General features: G+C 69.7%; 21 protein-coding genes. 7 read left to right on the top strand and 14 right to left on the bottom strand.

The features are described from left to right. Positions 1–80: 80 nt before the first annotated feature. Positions 81–1,931, top strand: coding sequence for a hypothetical protein (locus BLR21_RS23580; protein ID WP_143027843.1), 1,851 nt, complete (start codon positions 81–83; stop codon positions 1,929–1,931). A gap of 128 nt (positions 1,932–2,059) precedes the next feature. Further along, positions 2,060–2,761, top strand: a complete 702-nt coding sequence (locus BLR21_RS23575) for an SDR family oxidoreductase (RefSeq protein ID WP_090008281.1) — start codon at positions 2,060–2,062, stop codon at positions 2,759–2,761. A gap of 6 nt (positions 2,762–2,767) precedes the next feature. Here the strand turns inward: BLR21_RS23575 and BLR21_RS23570 are convergent, their stop codons facing one another. The 9 genes from BLR21_RS23570 to BLR21_RS23530 all read right to left on the bottom strand — a co-directional run bounded on the left by BLR21_RS23570 (position 2,768) and on the right by BLR21_RS23530 (position 11,773). Further along, positions 2,768–3,964, bottom strand: coding sequence for a cytochrome P450 (locus BLR21_RS23570; RefSeq protein WP_256334887.1), 1,197 nt, complete (start codon positions 3,962–3,964; stop codon positions 2,768–2,770). 14 nt (positions 3,965–3,978) lie between these two features. Then, positions 3,979–4,761, bottom strand: coding sequence for an ABC transporter permease (locus BLR21_RS23565; protein WP_090008279.1), 783 nt, complete (start codon positions 4,759–4,761; stop codon positions 3,979–3,981). Further along, entirely contained in the window at positions 4,758–5,693 is a 936-nt protein-coding gene (locus BLR21_RS23560; protein ID WP_090008277.1) for an ATP-binding cassette domain-containing protein, read from the bottom strand. Before BLR21_RS23560 ends, BLR21_RS23565 begins: the two co-directional genes overlap by 4 nt. 10 nt (positions 5,694–5,703) lie before the next feature. After that, positions 5,704–6,546, bottom strand: coding sequence for a DUF4097 family beta strand repeat-containing protein (locus BLR21_RS23555; protein WP_090008275.1), 843 nt, complete (start codon positions 6,544–6,546; stop codon positions 5,704–5,706). A 68-nt stretch (positions 6,547–6,614) separates the two neighbouring features. Then, positions 6,615–7,139 (bottom strand): ribbon-helix-helix protein, CopG family, encoded by a 525-nt coding sequence (locus tag BLR21_RS23550; protein ID WP_090008273.1) that lies wholly within the window; start codon positions 7,137–7,139, stop codon positions 6,615–6,617. Positions 7,140–7,206: 67 nt separating this feature from the next. Beyond that, on the bottom strand, positions 7,207–8,013 hold the full coding sequence (locus BLR21_RS23545; protein WP_090008385.1) for a TIGR02452 family protein: 807 nt from the start codon (positions 8,011–8,013) through the stop codon (positions 7,207–7,209). A 43-nt stretch (positions 8,014–8,056) separates the two neighbouring features. Then, entirely contained in the window at positions 8,057–9,043 is a 987-nt protein-coding gene (locus BLR21_RS23540) for a hypothetical protein (RefSeq protein ID WP_090008271.1), read from the bottom strand. 47 nt (positions 9,044–9,090) lie between these two features. Further along, the gene (locus BLR21_RS23535) at positions 9,091–9,546 is read right to left on the bottom strand and encodes a (2Fe-2S)-binding protein (RefSeq protein ID WP_090008269.1); all 456 of its coding nucleotides are present in this window, start codon (positions 9,544–9,546) and stop codon (positions 9,091–9,093) included. A 13-nt stretch (positions 9,547–9,559) separates the two neighbouring features. Further along, complete coding sequence (locus BLR21_RS23530) at positions 9,560–11,773, bottom strand: xanthine dehydrogenase family protein molybdopterin-binding subunit (protein WP_090008267.1); 2,214 nt, start codon at positions 11,771–11,773, stop codon at positions 9,560–9,562. Positions 11,774–11,989: 216 nt separating this feature from the next. Here BLR21_RS23530 and BLR21_RS23525 point away from each other — a divergent pair, with 216 nt between their 5' ends. Continuing rightward, a complete protein-coding gene (locus tag BLR21_RS23525) occupies positions 11,990–12,766 on the top strand; it encodes a sensor histidine kinase (RefSeq protein ID WP_218130944.1) in 777 nt (258 codons plus the stop codon). A gap of 66 nt (positions 12,767–12,832) precedes the next feature. Here BLR21_RS23525 and BLR21_RS23520 read toward each other — a convergent pair whose 3' ends face one another. The 4 genes from BLR21_RS23520 to BLR21_RS23505 are packed head-to-tail and all read right to left on the bottom strand — an operon-like array spanning position 12,833 to position 15,126. Beyond that, the gene (locus BLR21_RS23520; protein WP_090008265.1) at positions 12,833–13,807 is read right to left on the bottom strand and encodes a LysR family transcriptional regulator; all 975 of its coding nucleotides are present in this window, start codon (positions 13,805–13,807) and stop codon (positions 12,833–12,835) included. A gap of 31 nt (positions 13,808–13,838) precedes the next feature. Beyond that, a complete protein-coding gene (locus BLR21_RS23515) occupies positions 13,839–14,618 on the bottom strand; it encodes a sensor domain-containing protein (RefSeq protein ID WP_090008263.1) in 780 nt (259 codons plus the stop codon). Continuing rightward, on the bottom strand, positions 14,615–14,848 hold the full coding sequence (locus BLR21_RS23510) for a hypothetical protein (protein WP_090008261.1): 234 nt from the start codon (positions 14,846–14,848) through the stop codon (positions 14,615–14,617). The genes BLR21_RS23515 and BLR21_RS23510 overlap by 4 nt, the downstream gene beginning before the upstream one ends. Then, a complete protein-coding gene (locus tag BLR21_RS23505) occupies positions 14,845–15,126 on the bottom strand; it encodes an ArsR/SmtB family transcription factor (protein WP_256334886.1) in 282 nt (93 codons plus the stop codon). The genes BLR21_RS23510 and BLR21_RS23505 overlap by 4 nt, the downstream gene beginning before the upstream one ends. Positions 15,127–15,279: 153 nt before the next feature. Between BLR21_RS23505 and BLR21_RS23500 the strand changes: the two genes are divergently transcribed. The 4 genes from BLR21_RS23500 to sbnA are packed head-to-tail and all read left to right on the top strand — an operon-like array spanning position 15,280 to position 19,555. Then, entirely contained in the window at positions 15,280–16,653 is a 1,374-nt protein-coding gene (locus BLR21_RS23500) for an amidase family protein (RefSeq protein WP_090008259.1), read from the top strand. Next, on the top strand, positions 16,647–17,573 hold the full coding sequence (locus BLR21_RS23495; RefSeq protein ID WP_090008258.1) for a TauD/TfdA family dioxygenase: 927 nt from the start codon (positions 16,647–16,649) through the stop codon (positions 17,571–17,573). Before BLR21_RS23500 ends, BLR21_RS23495 begins: the two co-directional genes overlap by 7 nt. A 19-nt stretch (positions 17,574–17,592) precedes the next feature. Beyond that, positions 17,593–18,612, top strand: a complete 1,020-nt coding sequence (sbnB, locus tag BLR21_RS23490; RefSeq protein WP_090008256.1) for a 2,3-diaminopropionate biosynthesis protein SbnB — start codon at positions 17,593–17,595, stop codon at positions 18,610–18,612. 7 nt (positions 18,613–18,619) lie between these two features. Then, the gene (gene sbnA, locus BLR21_RS23485) at positions 18,620–19,555 is read left to right on the top strand and encodes a 2,3-diaminopropionate biosynthesis protein SbnA (RefSeq protein ID WP_090008254.1); all 936 of its coding nucleotides are present in this window, start codon (positions 18,620–18,622) and stop codon (positions 19,553–19,555) included. A gap of 54 nt (positions 19,556–19,609) precedes the next feature. Here the strand turns inward: sbnA and BLR21_RS23480 are convergent, their stop codons facing one another. After that, positions 19,610–21,085: an amino acid adenylation domain-containing protein gene (locus BLR21_RS23480; protein ID WP_176929757.1), complete on the bottom strand. Its 1,476-nt coding sequence runs from the start codon at positions 21,083–21,085 to the stop codon at positions 19,610–19,612. Between the last annotated feature and the right edge of the window lie 61 nt (positions 21,086–21,146).

The following is a 21,146-nucleotide window of genomic DNA, read 5'->3' as shown; positions in this document are numbered from 1 at the left end:
GACAAAGGCTGACCAAAACGCCCGTCCCGCGCGCACGACGCTGGTTTCCTCGGTGAAGGACCGAATTGGGGGAACTGGACATGCGAAAGCATCTGTTTGGCGTGCTCACGGCAGGTATGGCACTGGCTCTGGTCGCCGGCGGGCAGTCGGCGGCCGAGCCCGCGGCACCGCTCTTCCAACCCGATCCGATGCTGGCCTTCCTGCCGGCGGAGGCGACGGTCGACTGGGCGGCGGTGCAGCGGAACCGGGAGTCGCGCAAGCAGTCGCGGGTGGCCGCGAAGAGTGCGGGCCAGCCGTTGGCGTACACCGAGAAGGAGACCGGGCAGGGCGCCAACGACGTGCCCTCGAAGGCCGAGCACGTGGCTCGGTTCGGGACCGGCAGGGGCAAGAACCCGAAGCTCACGCTCACCGGTGACCTCGCGGGCGACCCCACGATCCCCGTGGTGGCACCGTTCGCCGAGACCAACGACGCCATCCCGCTCGCGAGTCACCCCGGTGTGCCCGTGCGCACCAGCGGCAGGATCGGTGACGGCCCGTACGGCAGCGGCGGCGACGGCACCGGTGACCACGACTTCTACCGGCTGTCCGGTGGCACCGAGGGTCGGATCGTCATCGTCGAGACGGACACCCCGGCCGGCGACCTGGACACCCTGCTCGCCGCGTTCGACGCGACCGGGCAGCTCCTGGACCAGCACGACAACCTCGCGGGCAGCACGGACAGCAGGCTGCGGGTTCCCGTGGCCGCCGGGCAGGACGTCTACGTGATGGTCGCGTCGGCCGGCCCCGGCGGGATCCCGGCCGACCCGATGAAACCCGGCACCGGCAAGCGCGTCCTCACCGAAGGTGCGTACGACCTGACCATCGCGACCGGCGGCGGCGCTGCGGACAGGGACCACTTCTCCGTCGACCTCAAGGCCGGTGACGTGCTCGGCGCGTCGGCGGCGGGCAAGGCGACCAGGGTGGTCATCCACGATCCGGCCGGGCGCGAGGTCTTCGGTTCGTCGCAGGACTTCAGCTTCCTGTACGCCGAGAACTCCCCGATGCCCGCCGGTGGCAACGCCGTCGCGGACTTCGTGGCGCCGAAGGACGGCCGCTACACCGTCGGCGTCGAGAACGGTGACGGCCGCTACGACGTCACGGTCGAGGCCTACCGTCCCGGCTCGGAACTCAACCAGCGGCCCGAGGTGCTGACGATCTTCCTCGACTTCGACGGCGCGCGGGTCAACACCCGGATCTTCGGCGTGGACCCCTCGGCGGGCAACAAGGACCTCTCGCCGTTGCGGAAGTTCCTGCCCGGCTGGGGTCTCACCGACGCCGACGAGAACGCCGTGATCGACGGTGTGGTCGCGACCGTGCGCGAGAACATCGAGCACGACCTGGCCGCCAAGGGCACCAACAGGCGGTTCGCCGTACGGATCCTCAACAGCCGTGACCACGCCGACCCGTGGGGCCAGCGGAACGTCAGCCGCGTGGTGGTCGGTGGCTCGATCGCCGAGTCCGGCATCCAGACCGTCGGCATCGCGCAGTCGATCGACGCGGGCAACTTCGGCAAGGAGGAGACCTCGCTGGTGCTGCTGGACATCCTCAGCGCGCCGGCCGCCCAGACACGCACCTCACTGAACGGCTACATCACGCCGGCCAGCGACAAGATCGCGTTCATCGGCCGGGCGATCGGCAACATCACCGCGCACGAGGCCGGGCACATGTCGGGCAGCTGGCACCAGGACCAGTTCAACGCGCTCGACGCCATCATGGACCAGGGCGGCAACCCGAAGGGCATGTTCGGCGTGGGCCCGGACGGCATCGGCGGCACGGCGGACGACATCGACGTCGACTTCCACGAGGACGTCCTCAACCCCAACGAGGGCTTCACCGGGATCGAGGACTCCCTCAACCGCACCGCGTGGGCGTACACCCGAGGCGCCAACTAGGGTCTGTATCGGAGTCTGGTTCGATGAGAGTCGCGCTTGAGGTGGTTCCTGGTGGTGCGGCCGGAGGGCCCGCATAACGGTCCGAATCCCGCCAGCATCCTGATCGTGGTTCCAGCAGGCTGATCGACATGGGATCACTTGAGGGGAAAGCGGCTCTCGTCACCGGCGGGAGCCGCGGCATCGGGGCCGCGGTGGCCGAGAAGCTCACGGCGCTGGGCGCACGTGTCGCGGTCACGTACCAGAACACCAAGCCGGACAACGGTTTCGCGATCCGGGCGGACAGTGCCGACCCGGACGCCGTCGTGGCCGCGGTCGAGGAGACCGCGGTCCACTTCGGACGGCTCGACATTCTTGTGAACAACGCGGCGGTCTTCCAGGTCGGGCCGCTGGAGGAGCTCGGCCGGGAGGAGTTCGACCACACCATGGCCGTGAACGTGCGCGCGCCGTTCCTCGCGGCGCGTGCGGCGGCACGGCACATGCGTGAAGGTGGTCGAATCATCAGCATCGGCAGCAATGTCGCCGTGTACGCGCCGTTTCCCGGCTTCGCCCTGTACTCGGCCAGCAAGACCGCGCTGATCGGGATGACGAAGGGCCTGGCGCGTGAGCTGGGTCCGCTGGGCATCACGGCGAACGTCGTGAATCCCGGCCCGACCGACACCGACATGAACCCGGCGGACGGGCCGATGGCGGACACGATCCGCGGTCTGACCGCGTTGGGGCGCTACGGAAAGCCGGCGGAGATCGCCGCGGTCGTCGCGGCTCTGGCTGGTGAGGCCGGTGCGTACGTCACCGGCGCCAGCATCAACGCAGACGGTGGTTTCACCGTCTGACGGGCATTACGCCCAGGTGACCGGCAGAGCGTGCACGCCGTAGATGTTCATGTCGGTCCTGAGCTTCACCTCACTGGCCGGAACGGCGAGCTCCAGTGACGGGAAGCGGCGCAGCAGTCCCTCGAACCCGGCGCGCATCTCGATGCGGGCCAGCTGCTGGCCGAGGCACTGGTGCACACCGTGCCCGAACGAGAGGTGGCCACGGGCGTTGCGGTGCACGTCGAGCGTGTCGGCGTGCTCGTAACGCTCCGGGTCGTGGTTGCCCGCCAGCAGCGACAGGATGACCGACGAGCCCTTGGGGATCGTCTCCCCGAAGAACTCGATGTCCTCGGCGGCGTACCGGAAGAAGACGTCGGCGACGGCGAGATACCGCAGCAGTTCCTCGACGGCGTCGGGGATCAGTTCCGGGTTCGACCGCAGCGCGGCCAGCTGGTCCGGGTGCTCCAGCAACGCGAAAGTGCCCAGCGACAGCATGTTCGCGGTCGTCTCGTGGCCCGCGAGCAGCAGCAGGAACGCCATTCCGCAGAGTTCCTCGATGCTGAGGTCCTCGTCGCGGGCCAGATCGGACAGCAGGTCGTCACCCGGTTCGGCGCGCTTGCCGATGACCAGTTCGGCCAGGTACGAGTTCATCGCCAGGTACGCGGCCATCTTGTCTTCGAGGTTCACCTCCCGCTCCATGAACTTGGAGGAGTTGGTCTGGAACGTGTCGCGGTCCGCGTACGGCACGCCGAGGATCTCGCAGATCACCAGTGACGGCACCGGAAGCGCGAACTCCCTGACGAGGTCGACCGGCGGGGTGAGCCGCGCCAGTTCGTCCAGCTGCCGTTCGGTGATCTCGATGATGCCCTCTTCGAGGGCCTTCATCCGCTTGACCGTGAACGCTCCGGTGAGCTTGCGGCGTAACCGCGTGTGGTCCGGCGGGTCCATGCTGATGAAGAGTCCGGGCGTCTGCGGTGACGGCTCGGTCTGCTCCGGCATACCGGGCGTCGGGAACGGCACGTGGATGATGCCGAGGTCCTGGCGGTTGCTGAATCTGGTGTCCGACAACGCCTGCCGGACGGCTTCGTAGCCGGTGATGAGCCAGCCCTCGTGGCCGTCGGGGAAGAGCATCGGGCTGACCGGGCGGGTCTCGCGCACCAGCGAGATCTGGCTGGGCGGGTCGAACGGGGTGACGTCGCGGTCCATGGGAAGGCCGTGCAGCATGATCGGTTTCTCCTTCAGCGGGTGGATTCGCGGTTGAAGAGCTTCTTGGACCAGAGGTAGCCGCCGAACCCGATGACGACGCACCAGGTGAAGACGATGTAGCCGCTGTTGCCGATCGGTGTGCCCATCAGCAGACCACGCAGGGCGTCGATGAACGGGGTGAACGGCTGATACTCGGCGAACCAGCGCAGCACGGTCGGCATCGAGTCGGTGGGCACGAAACCGTTGCCGAAGAAGGGAAGCAGGATCAGCGGCAGGCCGATGTTGCTCGACGACTCGACGGACTTGCTGACGAGCCCCAGTGCGGCGGACAACCAGATCATCGCGAGCGACATGGCGATCAACAGTCCGACGAGCGCGAGCCAGTCGAGGGCGTCCGCCTGCGGCCGGAACCCGATGGCGACCGCGACGCCGAAGACGAACGTCATGGCGAGGACCGTCTGGACCAGGCTGCCGACGACGTGTCCGGTGAGGACGGACACCCGCGCGATCGCCATGGTGCGGAAGCGGTCCACGATGCCCTCGGTCATGTCCATCGCGATCGAGATGCTCGTGCCCTGCACCGCCGCGGTGATCGACATCAGGATGATCGTCGGCGTCACGTAGTTGAGGTACTCCGCCCGACCGCCGGAAGGTCCGCCCAGCCCGGCGCCCAGCGTGCCGCCGAAGACGTAGACGAACAGCAGCAGGAAGACGACCGGCATGATCAGGAGCTGGAACGTCATCGACGGATAGCGGATCATCCGCTTGAGGTTGCGGCGCACCATCGTCGCCGAGTCGGTCAGCACGTAGGTCATGACTGGACCACCTTGTCGGGGTTGCCGGTGAGGGCGAGGAAGACGTCGTCGAGGTCGGGCGTGTGGGTGCTGAGCGAGTCGACCAGCACCGAGTTCTCGTCCAGGCGGTCGAGCAACGCCTTGAGCGAGCTGACGCTGCCGTCGCTGGGCACGCGCAGGGCGAGCGCGTCACCGTCGCGGGAGGCGTTGCGCACGATGTTCAGGGCGGCGTCGAGGTGCCGCGGATCGGTGAACTGCAACAGGACGTGGCCACCGGGGATGCGGCGCTTGAGCTCGTCCGCGGTCCCCTCGGCGACGATCTTGCCGTGGTCCAGCACCGCGATCCGGTCGGCGAGCTCGTCGGCCTCCTCCAGGTACTGGGTGGTGAGGAAGATCGTGACGCCGCTCGCCACCAGCTCCCGCACGATCTGCCACATCGTGCGGCGGCTGCGCGGGTCGAGGCCGGTCGTCGGCTCGTCCAGGAAGATCACCTGCGGCGATCCGACCAGCGTCATCGCGAGGTCGAGCCGGCGCCGCATGCCGCCGGAGTAGGTCGACGCGGACTTGTCGGCCGCGTCCACCAGGTCGAACTGCTCCAGCAACTGCTCCGCCCTGCGCTTCCCGGCCACCTTGCCGAGGTGGTGCAGGTCGGACATGAGCTTCAGGTTCTCGCGGCCGGTCATCAGGTTGTCGACGGCGGAGAACTGGCCGGTGACACCGATCGCGGCACGGACGGCGTCGGGGTCGCTCGTCACGTCGTGACCGGCGACGGACGCGCTGCCGCCGTCCGCGCCGATGAGCGTCGAGAGGATCTTGACGGTGGTGGTCTTGCCGGCGCCGTTCGCGCCGAGCAGGGAGAAGACGGTGCCGCGCTGGACGTTCAGGTCGACGCCTTTGAGCACCTCGTTGTCGCCGTAGGAGCGGCGCAGGCCGGTTGCCTTGATCGCATTCATGGTGTTCCCCTCAGCTGCGGCGAACGGTGATGTCGCCGAAGGACGTGTGGGCGGTGACCTTCACGGTCTCCGTGGAGTTGCCGGGGCCGTCGCTGCCCTCGAGCGTGTTGGTGACGCGGCCGAACGCGGTCTTGGCGTCGATCCACGCGGCGGTGCCCTGGGCGATCCCGATCTCGATGCCGCCCATCGCGGTGTTGAGCGTGACGGTGTCGCGGACGACCTCGCCGATGCTGATGGATCCCATCGCCGTCCTGGCCTCCGCCGGCCCACCGGCGCGTTCGACGGTGATGTCACCGTTGGCGGAACGCGCCTTCAGCTCGCCCTCGACCGAGCCGGCGTCGATGTGGCCGTTGGAGTTCTTGGCGACCAGCGAGCCGTCGACCGTGCCGATCCGGATGTGGCCGCTGCCGGTCTTGACGTCGGCATTGCCCTTGACCGCACCGATGTTGACCACTCCGGCGCCGGTGTCGGCCTTCAGCGGCCCGGTCCGGTCGAGGTGGATGTTGCCCGCGGACATGTCGACCTCGGTCACACCGAGCACCCCGGACGTGCGGACGCTGCCGGCCGTTACGTCGGCGTCCACTTTGGACCCGGTCGGCAGCTCGATCACGATGTCGACCGACCTGGTCTTCTTGGAGAAGTCGAACGTCCGCTTCGGCCCGCGCACCATCAGCGTGCCGTCGGCGTAGTCGACCTTGGTCTTCTGCGCGGCCTCGACGTCCGAGGAGTCGGACGGGTCGGACGGCCGCACCTCGATCTTCGTGTCGGTGCGGTCGCTCGCGGCGATCTGGACGTACCCCGCGTAGACGTCCAGCAGTACGGAAATCGGTTCCGGCGTGTCGTAAGAAGGCATGGCTGTCCCCTCAGAAGGTGTCGGTGGAACATCCCCGCAGGTCGGGGCGAAGTGGTGCGAAGCTGGAGTTAGCGGACCCAGCCGACGAAACGCTGGGTCGCGGGGATGCCGCCCAGCAGCGTTTCGGTGGCGGTGTCGCGCTTCGGGCTCAGCTGCGCCGAGGCGGCACGCACGAGCCACGCGTTGACCGAACGGCCCTCCTTGGCCGCGGCCTCGTCGATCGCGGCCTTGAGCGGTTCGGGCAGCCGGACGTTGATGCGCACGGTGGTGCCGTCGTCGAAGCCGGCCGCCACGTCCTCGGCAGGCGCCGCCGCGACGGGCTCCGGCGCGACGGCGGCGGGCTGCTCCGGCGCCCGGCGCGTCACGACGAACTTCGGGTCACGGCCCCGCAGCAGCACCTGCACCGAGTCCGGTGCCAGGTCCGCGGTGATCTCGTCGGCGGCGGCGGACAACGCTTCGAGCAGTGCCAGCCGGATCGCCGACTCCATCGTCACGGTCAACCGCTCGACCAGCGCACTCGCTTCGTCGCCACCGGTCTCGACGGCGGTGAGCAGCTCGCGGCCGAGAGAAGCCACATACGGGGTCAGATCCATGGCATCACTATGGCACACGGTGGTGCCATCAGCAAGCAATTCTGGCTCAGGTTGGCGCCATTTTGGCTCAGTGCAGGTCAGAGGCCTGATCTACGAAGGCGTCCGCGAACGCGGCGAACGTCGGCGTCCCCTTCTGCCGGTCCAGCACCGCGAAGACGACGTGGTCGAAGAAGCGGTTGTCCCGCAGCGCGAGCCGGAAGATCCGGGCGACGGTGGCGGGGTCGTTGCCGAAGACCCCGCAACCCCAGGCACCGAGCACGAGCCGGCGGTGCCCGTGCGCCGCCGCGACGTGCAGCACGCGGATGGCCCGCCTCAGCAACGCGAGCGGGATGCCGTCGGCGCGTTCGGGCTGGTTGCGCAGGATGGCGGACCGGTTCGGCGCCGCGGCGGTGAGGAACGAGACCTCGTACGGCTGGGGCAGCAGGGTTCCCTTGTCGTCCTTGAACACCGGCACGCGCGGCGAGTAGATCACGCGGTCGCTGTAGGTGAGGTCGTCGTGGGCGCGGTGGTACGCGTAGAACTCACCGGCGGCGCGCAGGCAGGGGTAGATCGCCGACGCACGGGCGATGCTCTCCTCCTGCGCCTGCGCACCGTTGAGGAACCCGCCTCCGGCATTGCGCGCGGAGGCGAAGTTCAGTGCCGCGACGTCACCGCCGAGGCGCCGTGTCGCATCCAGAGTGGACTCGTTGGTGACGTCGATGCGGACGCCGCCGGTCTCCGCGGGCTGCGACAGCACCTCGTCCGGCAGGTGGAGCCGGGTTCCCGCGACGGCGGGAGCGACGGTGACGGCGACCTCGCCCGAGGCGGTGGTGTAGGAGCCGCGCTCCGAGATGGCGACGGTGTCGTGGGCGATCGCTCGCAACCTGCTGCTCATGATGCCCACGAGTCTGATCGCCGTTCTCACCGGCGCCAAGCGGTTAAATCCGGGCGTAGACCTCGGCGACCGCACGGAACGCGGCCTTGGGCTCCCACGACAGGTCCTCGAAGACCTTCACGACGCCGAAACTCGCCATGTCGAGGTCGCGGCTCGGATCGTCCGGCCGGTGCGTGTAGTTGTTGAGCGCGAACATGTAGACGAACGCTCCGTCGACGCCCTCGGCTTCGAAGGTCTCCAGCACCTCGCGCAGGTACGTGGCCTGCTCGGCCTCGTCGCGGACATAGCCGTCCCGCACCCTCACGGGCAACCCGGCCTCGTCGTGCTCGACGATCTCCATGCTGCGCGGCGCCACGGCCCCCGAACCGTGCCAGGCCGCCGTGCCGAACCCGGTGATCGCGACAGGTTTTCCCTGCGCGACCAGGTTCCTGATGCTCTCGGCGTACCCGCCGGCGACCTGGGCGGACCGGATCAGCTCGAACGACCTGATGTCGAACAGGTCCCAGTCGGGGTTCTCGAACGGGATGCAGGCGTAGGTGAGCCTGCCCCCGAAGTGTGCCCGTACCACCCCGACGGCCTCGGCGAGGAACTCGTTGAGCTTCGCAGCCACCGCCTGCATCCGTTGCGGCCGCTCCAGAAGCCGGCTCAGGCGCTGCGTCAGGTCGTCGCCGGGCAGGAAGCCGGAGTTCATGATGCTGAGCTCGGCGCCGGTCACGAACACGACCTCGGCACCCGTGAGCCGGATCTTCTCGGCCCGCCGCGCGCAGTCCGCGAACAGGCCGAGGATCTCGGCCGGGGTCAGCTCCAGCGGGTACGGCGAGAACCAGATCTCCAGCCCGAGCCCGGCGGCGATCCCGGCGGCCTGCTCAAGGCGTTCCGGATCACCGCCGACCAGGTGGACGGCGTTGCAGTGCAGGTCGTCCCGGATGACGGTCAGGTCCCGCCGGACCGCGTCCAGGTCGAACTTCTCCAGCGAGATCTCTCCGTGGCGAACGAAACCGGTGTCATAGGCGATGCCTTTGGCGCGCATGCCACCGAGACTAGGGCCGAAACTTGCGTGCACGCAAGTTTGCGCGGTTACATCTTGGCCGCCGCCGACTTGATGGCCTGCCGGATGCGGAAGTACGTGCCGCACCGGCAGACGTTCGCGATCCGGTCGATGTCCTCGTCCGAAATCTCCTTCTTCGTCCGGAGCAACGCCGCCGCGGCCATGATCTGGCCCGGCTGGCAGTAACCGCACTGCGCGACGTCCTGCTCCAGCCACGCCTCCTGGACCGGGTGCAGGTCGTCACCGGACGCCAGCCCCTCGATCGTGGTCACCGACTGCCCGGCGCACTCGGCCACCGGCGTCACACACGGCTGGATCTCCGCGCCGTTCAGATGGGACGTGCAGGCGCGGCACACGCCGATGCCGCAGCCGAACTTCGGGCCGCGCACGCCGAGCTTGTCGCGCAGCACCCAGAGCAGCGCCAGGTCGGCGGGAGCGTCGACGGTGACCGGCTTCCCGTTGACGACGAAGGTGTAGGTAGGCACAGGGGACGCTCCTTCAGCGCGGGAACGGCTCGAAGTCGACCGGGAAGATGATCGGGAAGCTGCGCGGCACCACGCCGGTCGCCCGCGCGTAGGCGTTGGCGATCGCACCGACCGCGGCCGGCACGCCCAGTTCCCCCGCGCCACCCGGTTCGCCCGTCGCCGGCATCACGAAGATCCGCACGTCCTTCGGGGTGTCCTTCTGCCGCGCGTAGTGGAAGTGCGAGTACGAGCCCTCCAGCGGCAGGCCTTTGTCGATGTGCAGACCGGCGCGCAACGTGGTGGAGATGGCGTCGGTCAGGCCGCCGAGCATCTGCGCCTCGAGACCGCGCGGGTTGATCGGGCGGCCGACGTCGACCGCGATCACCGCCTTGACCACGCGCGGGTTCCGCGGGTCACGGGCGTCGATCTCGACCAGGCAGGCCGTGCACGACTTGTACTCGTCGTGGAACGCAACGCCCTGCGCGAAGCCCTTGGGCATCGCACGGCCCCAATCGCCCTCCGCCACGACCTTGTTGAGCACGGCGCGCTGACGGGCGGTCTTCAGGTACTCGCGGCGGAACGCGACGGGGTCCTTGCCCATCTTCGCCGCGAGCTGGTCCACCAGGACCTCTTCCGCACCACGGGTGTTCGCCGAGTACACCGACCGCCACGAGCCGGTGTGCATGCGCAGCGGCACCTCGTTGAGCAACGAGGTCACCACGCCGAAGTTGTACGGCACCTTGCACGTCGTGAGGAACACCGTCTGCGCGAACGACAGGTTGCCCGCGACCGGCAGCGACGCGGCGGTGGCGGTGAGGATCTCGCCGAGGCCGTGCCGGAAGTCCGTCTCGACCGAGGCGACGCGGTGCTCGAACGTCAGCACGTTGCCGAGCGCGAACGTCGCCCGCAGCTTGTGGTGGCTCGCGGCGCGAGCGCGGCCGTGCCGCATGTCGTCGGTGCGGCTCCACATGAGTTTCACCGGGCGGCGCAGGGCCTTCGAGATCTGCGCGGCCTCGATCGCGGCGTCGAAGAAGAGCCTGCGCCCGAACGAGCCGCCGCCCTGCGTCACGTGCACCGTCACCGCGGACTCGGGCAGGCCGATGGCCGCCGCGATGGTCTGCTGCGCCACGATCGGCGACTTCAACCCGGCCCAGATCTCGGCCCGGTCGTCACGAACGTCCGCGATCGCCGAGTTCGTCTCCATCGGCGCGTGGCTGACGAACGCGAAGTCGAACTCCATGTCCAGGTGCTGGGTCAGCAGCGGCGGCACGACGAACGGCAGCGTGGCGGCCTTCAGCTTGGCGCGGATCTCCTTGTCCGACAACGCGTCGATCGTGCCGGCGTTCCAGGTGACCTTCAGCGCGTCACGGGCGGCCATGGCCTGCCCGAACGTCTCCGCGACGACCGCGACGCCCGTCGGCACGACCCCGATCGCGAGCACACCGGGCATGGTCCTGGCCACCGCCGAGTCGACCGACCGCACCGATCCGTTGATCGTCGGCGGCCTGCGCACGACCGTCGGCATCGCGCCCGGCACGTCGCGGTCGAGCGTGTACCGGAACTGACCGGTGACCATCGCGCGGGCGTCGATGCGTGACTGCGGCGTGCCGACGAGCCGGTGTTCCGAGGCCGGTTTCGGTTGGGCGGCGAAGACTCCGGTGAGCTGCGCGGCGGCGGACGTCAGCAGCCCGTACAGGATGGGACGCCCGTCCGGGAGGATCACCGCACCGTCGCGTGTGGACAGTCTGGAGACCTCCACGCCGTGCTGCGCCGCCGCCGCCGCGAGCAGCCGGGCCCGCGCGGCCGCCGCGGCCTGGCGGATCGGGCCGTACACCGACCGCATCGTGTTGGAACCGCCCGTGAGCTGGTTCATCAGCAACTCGGGCCGCGCGTCGGCGAGCGTGACGCGGACCTGGCCGAGAGGCAGGTCCAGCTCCTCCGCGACGAGCATCGCGCAGGCCGTCGTGATGCCCTGGCCGACCTCGGCGCGAGGCAGGTCGAGGGTGACGATGCCGTCCTCACCGACGCTGAGCACGGCGAGCGCGCCGGCGGTCGGGGTACCGGCAAGGATCAGAATCTCGCCGAGATCGAGGATCTCGGCCGGTTGCGGCAGCGTCGGGATGACGGCCTCGGCCGTGCCGGGAACCGCGACGGTGAGCACCGGCGCGGCCACGAGGAACGTGAGGAACTGCCGACGACGAACCGGAGCCCCGGCTGCGGGGACCGGGACTTCGTTGTCACAGGTCATGTACTCGTCAACGACATCCGGCGGACACGGGTACGACCGTCAGCCGAATGGGTGTACGAACGAACAGCAGTACCGCTGCCGGCGCAAGGAAGTGCAGTGAACGGACGCACGTGTCCGGCAGCCGGAACAGCCGTACGTCGCCACCTGCGAAAGTAGGGTCAACCCCCTGCTCCAGTAGGTGATCCGGGGCACAAAACCGGCAGTATCGTCACCCGCGTGACGCCGGCCTACGCGTCGATGGCGTCCGTCGGCGTCATCGGCTCCAGCGTGATCGTGATCGCCGTGCTCGCGGGCCTCTACGCCGGCACGCGGCGCAGGCTCGCGCGGGCATCGGCCGAACTCGCCGAGCGGGAACGCGAACTGATGGCCGAGCAGGCCCGCGCCGACGAACGCACCAGGCTCGCCGCCGAGATGCGCGACGTCGTGACGCACCGGCTGAACCTGATGGTGCTGCACGCCGGCGCGTTGCGGATGGCCGCGAGGGACGACGGCGTGCGCCAGGCGGCCGAGGAACTGCGCACCGCGGGCTGCCAGTCGCTGGCCGAACTACGCGATCTCGTCGGCGTGCTGCGCTCCGGCCGCGCCGCCCGCATCCCGGACGTGCTGCCGGACCGGCTCTCCCGGCTCGTCGCCGACTCCGCGGCCACCGGCCTGGAGATCACCCTGACCGAGCACGGCGACGCGGACACCGTCTCCCCGGCCGTGCGCCGCACGATGTACCGGGTCGTCCAGGAATCGCTGACCAACGTGCACAAGCACGCGCCGGGCGCCCTCACCGAGATCACCATCCACTGTGGACCGAGCAGTGTCCGCGCGGTCGTCCGCAACACCAGGCCGACGGCCGCACCGGGTCTGGTGCTGGCCGGTTCCGGCAGCGGCCTGCTGGGCCTGCGTGGCCGCGTCGAGATGGTCGGTGGCACCCTCACCGCGGGCCCGACCGACGACGGCGGGTTCGAGGTGGACGCCGTGCTGCCCGCGTTCGTGCCGACCTGACACGAGCGGATCGGTCAGCTGCGGCACCGGCGCCCGGCGCCTGCCGCAGTGGACAGTGAACGCCCGCTACTTCGGGTCGGCCGCCCTCAGATAACGCGCGAAACCGGGAAAGTCGTGCGCGTTCTCCACCATGAACGACCAGTACCGCGGCGTCTCCCTGGCCCGGTCGTAGTAGTACTCCCGGATGGTCTCGACGAGCCGGCGCAACGTCTGCGGATGCACGGAACCCCTGCGCCACGCCAGGGCGAACTCGATGACCGGCGCATCGGCGATCCCGACGACGCCCACGTCGGCACCGATCCCGCTCGACGACACGAGGCACGCGGCCCCGGCGTCGCGGACCCAGCTCATCGCCTCCGCGTGCCCGCAGACGTAGTGCAGCACTACGGGGTTGTGTCCCTTGAGCTGGTCGAACAGCCACTGTTCCACCGGGTGGAACCAATCGCTGGCGGAGCGGCGCACCCAGGTCAGCTTCGCCAGGTCCGCCAGCGTCGCCGTGTCACGCAACGTGAGCGGGTGCCCGGACGGCAGGGCGAGCCACACGGGTTCGTGCGTCAGACTCTTCGACGCCAGCACGGGTTCGGACATCCGCGCGGGCGCCGCCCCTTTCAGGACAGGCACCAGCGCGGCGGTCAGCGTGCCGCCGTACACCGCCTCGACCGAGGCGTGCGGGCTCATGGTCGCGGTCTGGATCCGCAGGTCCGACAACGACTTCCGGAGCGCCTCGTGCAGTGCCGTGGGCGTCCATTCCGCATTGCCGAACCGGAGCACGTTCGAGTCGTCGGCCAACGCCTCCGCCAGCACGTCGTCGGCGTGCAGCACCAGGCGCGCGAGCTTCGGGATCAGGCGCTGGCCGAACAACGTAGGCGTGATACCGGTTTTCGACCGCACGAACAGGTCTCCACCCAGCGTCCGCTCGATTCGGCGCAACAACGCGCTGACACTCGGCTGTGGCAGGTTCAGCATCCCTGCGGCCTTGGAAATGCTGCCCGCCTGTACCAACGTCGTGACCACGCGGGCGTGACGAACTTCGATCTCCATTCCGTACCCCCCCACGGACGAAAGTACCGGCTCACCGGCCTTTCTCGTTCGAGAACGACTTGGGCGCCGGCCAAGGCTCGAGCGGGCCCGGTTCGGTGAGCACCCGCCTGGCCCGCTCGAGCGGGTCGATCCGCGGCCCGAGCAACGACCGGGTGACGCCGGCGTGCAGACGGGCGGCGAACACCACCACGTAGGCGGCGCCCAGGGAGAGCACGGCGAACGCCGCCGCGACGAGCAGGGCCGTCGGCAGGTCGCCGATGAAGATCCCGATCCCCTGAGGAGCGTCGGCTCCCGAAGGGAAGTACCCGAGCTTGATGCCGTGGTCGAACTCCCCGTCGTGCCACGTCCTGGGCGAGGCCCAGTACCACAGCGGAACTGTCACACCGAACAGACAGCTCAGCCACACGAGTGCTGCCACGAAGTCCAGCAGCACCAGCGGCACGTACATCAGCACCAGGTAGCCGCAGTCCCTCAGCGTCGCGGGGTCCGTCCATCTGACTTTGATCTGCGCGAAGAGCCCGGACTCCTCGACGGTCCGGTAACCGGCGGCGACGTTGTCGCCGAACAGCTCCGCACGTTTGCGTTCGACCTCCGCGCACCCGCGCACCACCAGCGCGGCGCCGGCGAGCAGCGGGATGCCGAACGTCAGCAGGCTCAGCGCGTAGGTGGTGGCCAGCACCGAGAACGCGACCACGAACAACGCCGTGCCCACGACGACGTAGCTCAGCAGGTACCCGGTCGCGAGCCACGGCGTGGACGAGAACACCAGCCGCAGCGGGTTGCGCGGTACCCCGCCCCCGAAACCGCTCACCCGACGCTCCGCAACAGGTCCTCGACGGCGGTCAGCCTCGCCCTGATCTCGTCCAGCTCCCGCCGCAACGCCTCCTGGTTGGCCACCGCCTGCTCGGCGAGTTTGCGGAACTCGGCCATGGCCACCGCGTCGGAACGATGGCGCTGCAACTGGAAGTACGAGACCACGCTCGCTGCGATGCCGCCGACCGTGATCAGGACGATGGCGATGGTGAGAACGGCGCCGGTCATGTAGAGGTCTCCTTCGTTTTTCCGAGCACCGAGAGGATCAGGTCGACGTCCAGCCGAAGCTCGAACGGCGCCAGCTCGAAGTACTTCATGGCCTTGCCGTCGGACGACAACTCCAGGTTGCCCACCACGAGCCCGGCCTTCTCCAGCCGTTCGAGGTGCATGTAGAGGAGCGGGCGGGACAACTCCAGCCGGCGGGCGAGCTCGCTGACATGTACCCGGCCCATGGCCAGTTCCCCGATGATGCGCAGGCGCTGCTCGTGCCCGAAGGCGGCAAGCAACGCCAGCAGTTCTTCGCTGGTCAGGGCTTCCCCCTCCGGCCGCGGATCCGATCCTGTCAGACAAAACTTACAGGTGGAAGTCCGCCGTTGCAACGCGGGCACGGTCAGCGCGCTGTCAGAGCGAGGTCAGATCGAGCCGCGACCCTAGGACACATGACGACACCCGCGCTGCCGTCCGTCGTGGATCTCCACGCACGGCTCTGCACGGGCGCCCTCACGAGCGTCGAGCTGACGCGACGCTGCCTCGACCGGATCGAGGCGGCGAACCGGTCCCTGAACGCGGTTCTCGCGCTCGACGACACGGCACTGGCCCAGGCCGCCGAGTCCGACCGCAGACGGGCCGCCGGTCACGCCCGCGGCCCGCTCGACGGGATTCCCCTGCTGATCAAGGACAACATCGACACCCGAGGCCTCGCGACCACCGCCGGGTCTCGCCTGCTCGCGGGCACTCCACCCGCCCGCGACGCCGAGATCGTCGCCAGGGCACGCGCCGCCGGGACCGTGCTGCTCGGCAAGACGAACCTGTCCGAGTGGGGCAACTTCCGGTCGTCCGAGGCGACGGAGGGGTGGTCCGGCGCAGGCGGCCAGACCCGTCACCCGCTCCGGCCCAGCCACAGCCCGTGGGGGTCGTCGTCCGGCTCGGCGGTGGCGGTGGCCACCGCGATGGCTCCGCTCGCGCTCGGTACCGAGACCGACGGGTCGATCGTCGGACCCGCCGGAGTGTGCGGTGTCGTCGGCCTCAAACCGGAGACCGGCCTGCTGCCGTCGGCCGGGATCGTCCCCGTCTCGGCGGCGCTGGACGTGGCCGGGGTGCTCGCCGGTCGCCTGGCCGACGCCGTGACGTGCCTGGAGGTGCTGGCAGGCCGTGACTTCGGCGCCACGACCGACCTCACCGGGGCCAGGTTCGGCCTCTGGCGCGTGCCCGGCATGCCGTCCGAAGTGGACGCTGTGCTCGCCGACGCCGGGAGGCGGCTGCGCGCGACGATCGTCCCCGTCGACCTGACCATACCGAGGTCGTTGTCCGCCAACGCGATCCGGGCGCTGTTCGCCGAGTTCCGGCCAAGTGTCGAGAACTATCTCAGGACACGGGACGGCGTGCCGTCCACTCTGGCCGGGCTGATCGCGGCCAACCGGGCCGATCCTGTCGAGCTGAGCCTCTTCGGCCAGGATCTCTTCGAGCAGACCGCGTCGGTGTCCGGCACGGCCCGGACCGCCGCGGAGACCAGGGCTCAGGTCCGGGCCCAGGCGCGGGAACTGATCCGCACCACGTTGCGGGACCACGGGATCCTGGCCGTGCTCGCACCGTCGAACCAGCCCGCCTGGCCGATCGACCACGCGAACGGCGACCCTTTCCCCCGCACCAGCTCGACCCCCGCCGCACTGGCCGGGTACCCGAACGTCTCGGTGCCCGCCGGTGACGTGGCCGGGCTCCCGGTCGGCCTGTCCGTGTTCGGACCGGCCACATCGGCGGAACTGCTGCCGCTGGCACTCGCCCTGGAGCAGGAACTGAAGGAGCGACCATGCTGATCGAGAAGCTCACCCAGGGCGGCACGACGATGGCCGTCGTGGGCGTGCGGCCAGGTGACGACCTGGTCGCGTGCGCCGGCGAGCACCTAGCCCGCGACGGCGTCGTGCTGCTGCGCGGACTCGGCATCGACGGCAGCGAACGGTTCCACGAGGCGGTGTCCGCGTTCGGCGGCTCGCTGATCAACAGCTACCGCGGCGGCAACACCCCGCGCACCACCGTCTCCGAGGGCGTGTTCACCTCCACCGAGTACCCGGCGCGGTACGAGATCACGTTGCACAACGAGATGTCGTACGCCCACCGGTGGCCAAGCCGGCTGTTCTTCTCCTGTGTCGACGCCGCCGACACCGGTGGCGCCACCCCCGTCTGCGACGGAGGGGCGTTGCTCGCGGGCCTGTCCCCGGACGTGCGCGAGAGGTTCGAGACGCGGGGCGTGCTCTACCGCACGCATCTGCACGGCGGCGCGGGCCTCGGCAAGTCGTGGCAGCAGACCTTCGAGACGAGCGACCCCGCGACCGTCGAGGAGTTTCTGCGTTCCTCCGGCGCCGAGTTCTCGTGGACGGCGGAGGGCGCGCTGAGGGTGTCCCAGCGCCGCCCTGCCGTCCGCCGGCACCCGGACACCGGCGCGGTGGTCTGGTTCAACCAGGCCGACCAGTGGCACCCCTCGAACCTGCCGGAGGACGAAGCGGAACTGCTGCTGTCCGTGGTGGACGACGAAGCGGACCTGCCGCACTCGGTGGCCTACGGGGACGGCAGCCCGATCCCGGCGGCGGACCTCGCCGACGTCCGGAAAGCCCAGCGGGCCGGCAAGCTCGCGATGCCGTGGCACGAAGGTGACCTGATGGTCGTGGACAACATGCGCGTGCTGCACGGGCGCGAGCCCTTCACCGGGTCACGACGTGTCCTGGTCTCGATGACCTGAGTAAGGAGCGGCGAGGAAGATGACGGTCCCCGAGTTCGTGGTGATCCCCGGCGCACAGGTAAGGGATGCCCTGGCAGGCAAGGAGAAACAGGTCGTCGACCTGGTGGAGCAGGCCTACCGGGTGCACGGTGACGGCAACACCGTCAACCCTCCGTCCTACTTCCTGCGTTTCCCCGACCGGCCGTCGGCCCGGATCATCGCGCTGCCCGCGTCGATCGGCGGCACCGCGGCTGTCGATGGGATCAAGTGGGTGTCGAGCTTCCCGGAGAACATCGCGTCGGGGCTGCCCCGCGCGTCCGCCGTGCTGTTGCTCAACGATCCCGCGACGGGTTATCCCTTCGCCTGCCTGGAGGGCTCGATCATCAGTGCCGCCCGGACCGCGGCGTCCGCGGCGCTGGCGGCCGATGTGCTCACCAGGGGCCACGACCGGCCGCGCGGACTCGGGATCGTCGGCACCGGGCTGATCGCCAGGTACGCGCACACCTACCTGGCGGGCACCGGGTGGACGTTCGACGAGATCGGGCTGTACGACCTCGATCCCGCCCAGGCGGCGGGTTTCCGCGGATACCTGGAGCGGTCCGGCCACGACGGGCGGATCGTCGTGCACGACAGCCCCGAGTCGCTCGCCCGGTCGTCCGGCCTGATCGTCTACGCGACCGTGGCCGCCACCCCGCATGTCACCGACCCGTCCTGGTTCGCCCACGCGCCACTGGTGCTGCACCTGTCCCTGCGCGACCTGGCTCCCGAGGTCGTGCTCGAGTCCGCCAACGTGGTCGACGACATCGACCACTGCCTGCGCGCGAACACGTCCGTGCACCTGGCCGAACAGCTCACCGGCGACCGGTCGTTCGTGTCCGGCACGCTGTACGACGTGCTGACCGGCGTGCTGAAGCCTGAGCACGGGCGAACGCTCGTGTTCTCCCCGTTCGGTCTCGGGGTACTGGACCTCGCGGTCGGCAGGCACGTGCACGACGAGGTGACCAGGGCCGGCACGGCGCTGCCGGTCGAGGGCTTCTTCGCCGAGCTGAACCGCCACTGAGGCTCCGGTGCCGATCATCGTCAGTCCACAGGACTTCAACGTCGCCGACCTGTTCGTGGACCTGCGCCCGGACGTACCGCTCTACCTCAAGTGCGAGGGCTTCAACTTCGCCGGCTCGGTGAAGCTCAAGGCGGCGGTCGAGATGGTGGCCGCCGCCGAGCGGGCCGGCGATCTGCGTCCGGGCACCAGGCTGGTGGAGAGCTCGTCGGGCAACCTGGGCATCGCGCTCAGCATGGTCGCGCGCAGCAACGGGTTCTCGTTCACCTGCGTCACCGACGTCCGCTGCAACGCGGCCTCGGTGCGGCTGATGCGAGCGCTCGGCGCCGAGGTGCACGTGGTCGGCGAGCCACATCCGGAGCACGGTTTCCTCGGCGCCCGGCTCGACCACATCGCCAGACTCTGCGCCGCGCGTCCGGACTACCTGTGGCTCAACCAGTACGCGAACGAGGCGAACTGGCTGGCCCACCACCAGACCACCGGGCCGGAGATCATCAAGAGCTTTCCCGAGATCGACGTGCTGTTCGTGGGGGCCGGCACGACCGGCACGTTGATGGGGTGTGCGCGCTATCTGCGCGAGGCGCGTCCGTCGACCCGTGTCGTGGCGATCGAGACCGAGGGCTCGGTGGCGTTCGGCGGTCCCCCGGCGACCCGCCTGATCCCCGGCATGGGCACCGGCATCCGGCCGCCGTTGCTCGACGAGTCACTGGTGGACGACGTCGTGCACGTGTCCGAAGTGGACACTGTGCGGACCTGCCGGTCACTGGCCGAGCGCGGGTTCCTCTTCGGTGGATCCACCGGCACGGTGGTCAGCGGAGCCGGGAAGTGGCTGCGGCGGCACGGCGGCCGCGCGCTCACCGCCGTGGCGGTGGCACCGGACTTCGGCGAGCGCTACCTGGACACCGTCTACGACGACAGCTGGGTCGCCGAGCACTACAGCCTCTAGGCACCGGACCAGAAGCCTTGTCCGTGACAGCCGGGCCGGGCTTCGACAAAGGCGCTAGCCGAGGGCGAGAGACCGGGTCGCGCGGACGTCGCACTTGCCGTTGCCGGTGAGGACGAGCCGTGGCACCACATGCACCTCGTCGGGCACGACCGCCTCCGGCAGCACACCCCGCAGCGCGGTACGCACCGCACGCGCCAGCGCGAGGCCGTCCGCACTCGGGTCGGCGGGCACGACGAACGCCTCGACCTCGTCGATCATGCCGTGCACCACCTCGAAGGCCACCCCGGCCACACCGGGCACCCCGAGCACGTGGTGCCGCAGCTCCCCCAGCTCGATCCGATGCCCGCTGATCTTCAGCTGGTCGTCCCGCCGCCCCAGGTAGCGCAACGTCCGCGGGCCCACCATCTCCACGATGTCACCGGTCCGGTAGGCCCGGCCGCCCAGCTCGGGAGTGTCGAGGAAGCGGTCACTCGTCAGGCCGAGGTACCCCGCGGCCACCGGCCGGCCGGCGATGACCAGTTCTCCTTCCCTGGCCGGACGCAGCTGGTCGTCGACGACGTGGGCGACGGTGTTCCACGCGGGGGAACCGATCGGGACGGTCGGCAGGGCGGGGACGCGGTCGGCGGCGAACTCGTAGGCGCAGCAACCGATGGTGGTCTCGGTGGGCCCGTAGTGGTTGACCAGCCGCACCCCGCGCAGGCGGTCGCCGAGCGCGGTGAGCAGGCCGGGGTCGAGCGCCTCCCCGCCGAACATCAGCAGCCGGGTGAGCGCCCGGTAGTCCGGCGGGGACGCGAGCTGCTCCAGGAACCGCGCGTGCGACGGCGTGAGCTTCAGGAAGGAGTACGGCTCCGGCCGGCCGAAGAGCGTGGCGCTGTCCCACATGCCGCTGGCCACGACGACCCGGTCGCCCTGAGCCAGCGGCACCCAGAGCGAGGTGAACGCGAGGTCGAAGCCGAGGCTCGCGAACAGTGGACTGCCCGTGCCATCCCGGCCTGTCAGCGATCCGCACCACCCCACGTAGTTCACCAGCGAACCGTGCTCGATCAGCACGCCCTTGGGAGTGCCGGTCGAACCCGAGGTGAACACGGCATAGGCGATGTCGTCCACGCGCGGCAGGTCACGCTCCGGCGGTCGCACCAGCTTCGGCACGTCCGCGAGGTCGAGCGCGCCCGGCACCGGGCCGTCCGCCACGACAGCGGCCGGTTTCGCCTGTGCCAGAATGGCTTTGACGCGCTCGGCCGGGTGCTTGGGATCGATCGGCACGTACGCCGCGCGCAACGCCATGATGGCCACCGCGGCGGCGATGGTGTCCGGTGTCCGGTTCGCCCACAGCACCACCCGGTCGCCCGGCTCCACGCCGCTCTCACCGAGCGCGGCCGCGATCTCCAGCACACGCTGCCACAGCTCGCGATAGGTCCAGCCGCCACCGGCGTGCTCGATCGCCACGGTCGCCGGTCCGGTCTCGGCGTGACCCCGGATCAGGTGCACCACGGAGTCGTTCAGAAGCGGACGGCTCTCCCCCAGGATCACGCCCCCAGCATCGGCCGTGCCGCTGACACCGGTCTGACAGCCCACTGACGGCCGGGCGCTG

The organism is Lentzea albidocapillata subsp. violacea (assembly GCF_900100275.1).
GTDB classification, from domain to species: Bacteria; Actinomycetota; Actinomycetes; order Mycobacteriales; family Pseudonocardiaceae; genus Lentzea; species Lentzea violacea.
This window is presented reverse-complemented; position numbering and strand designations above follow the sequence as displayed.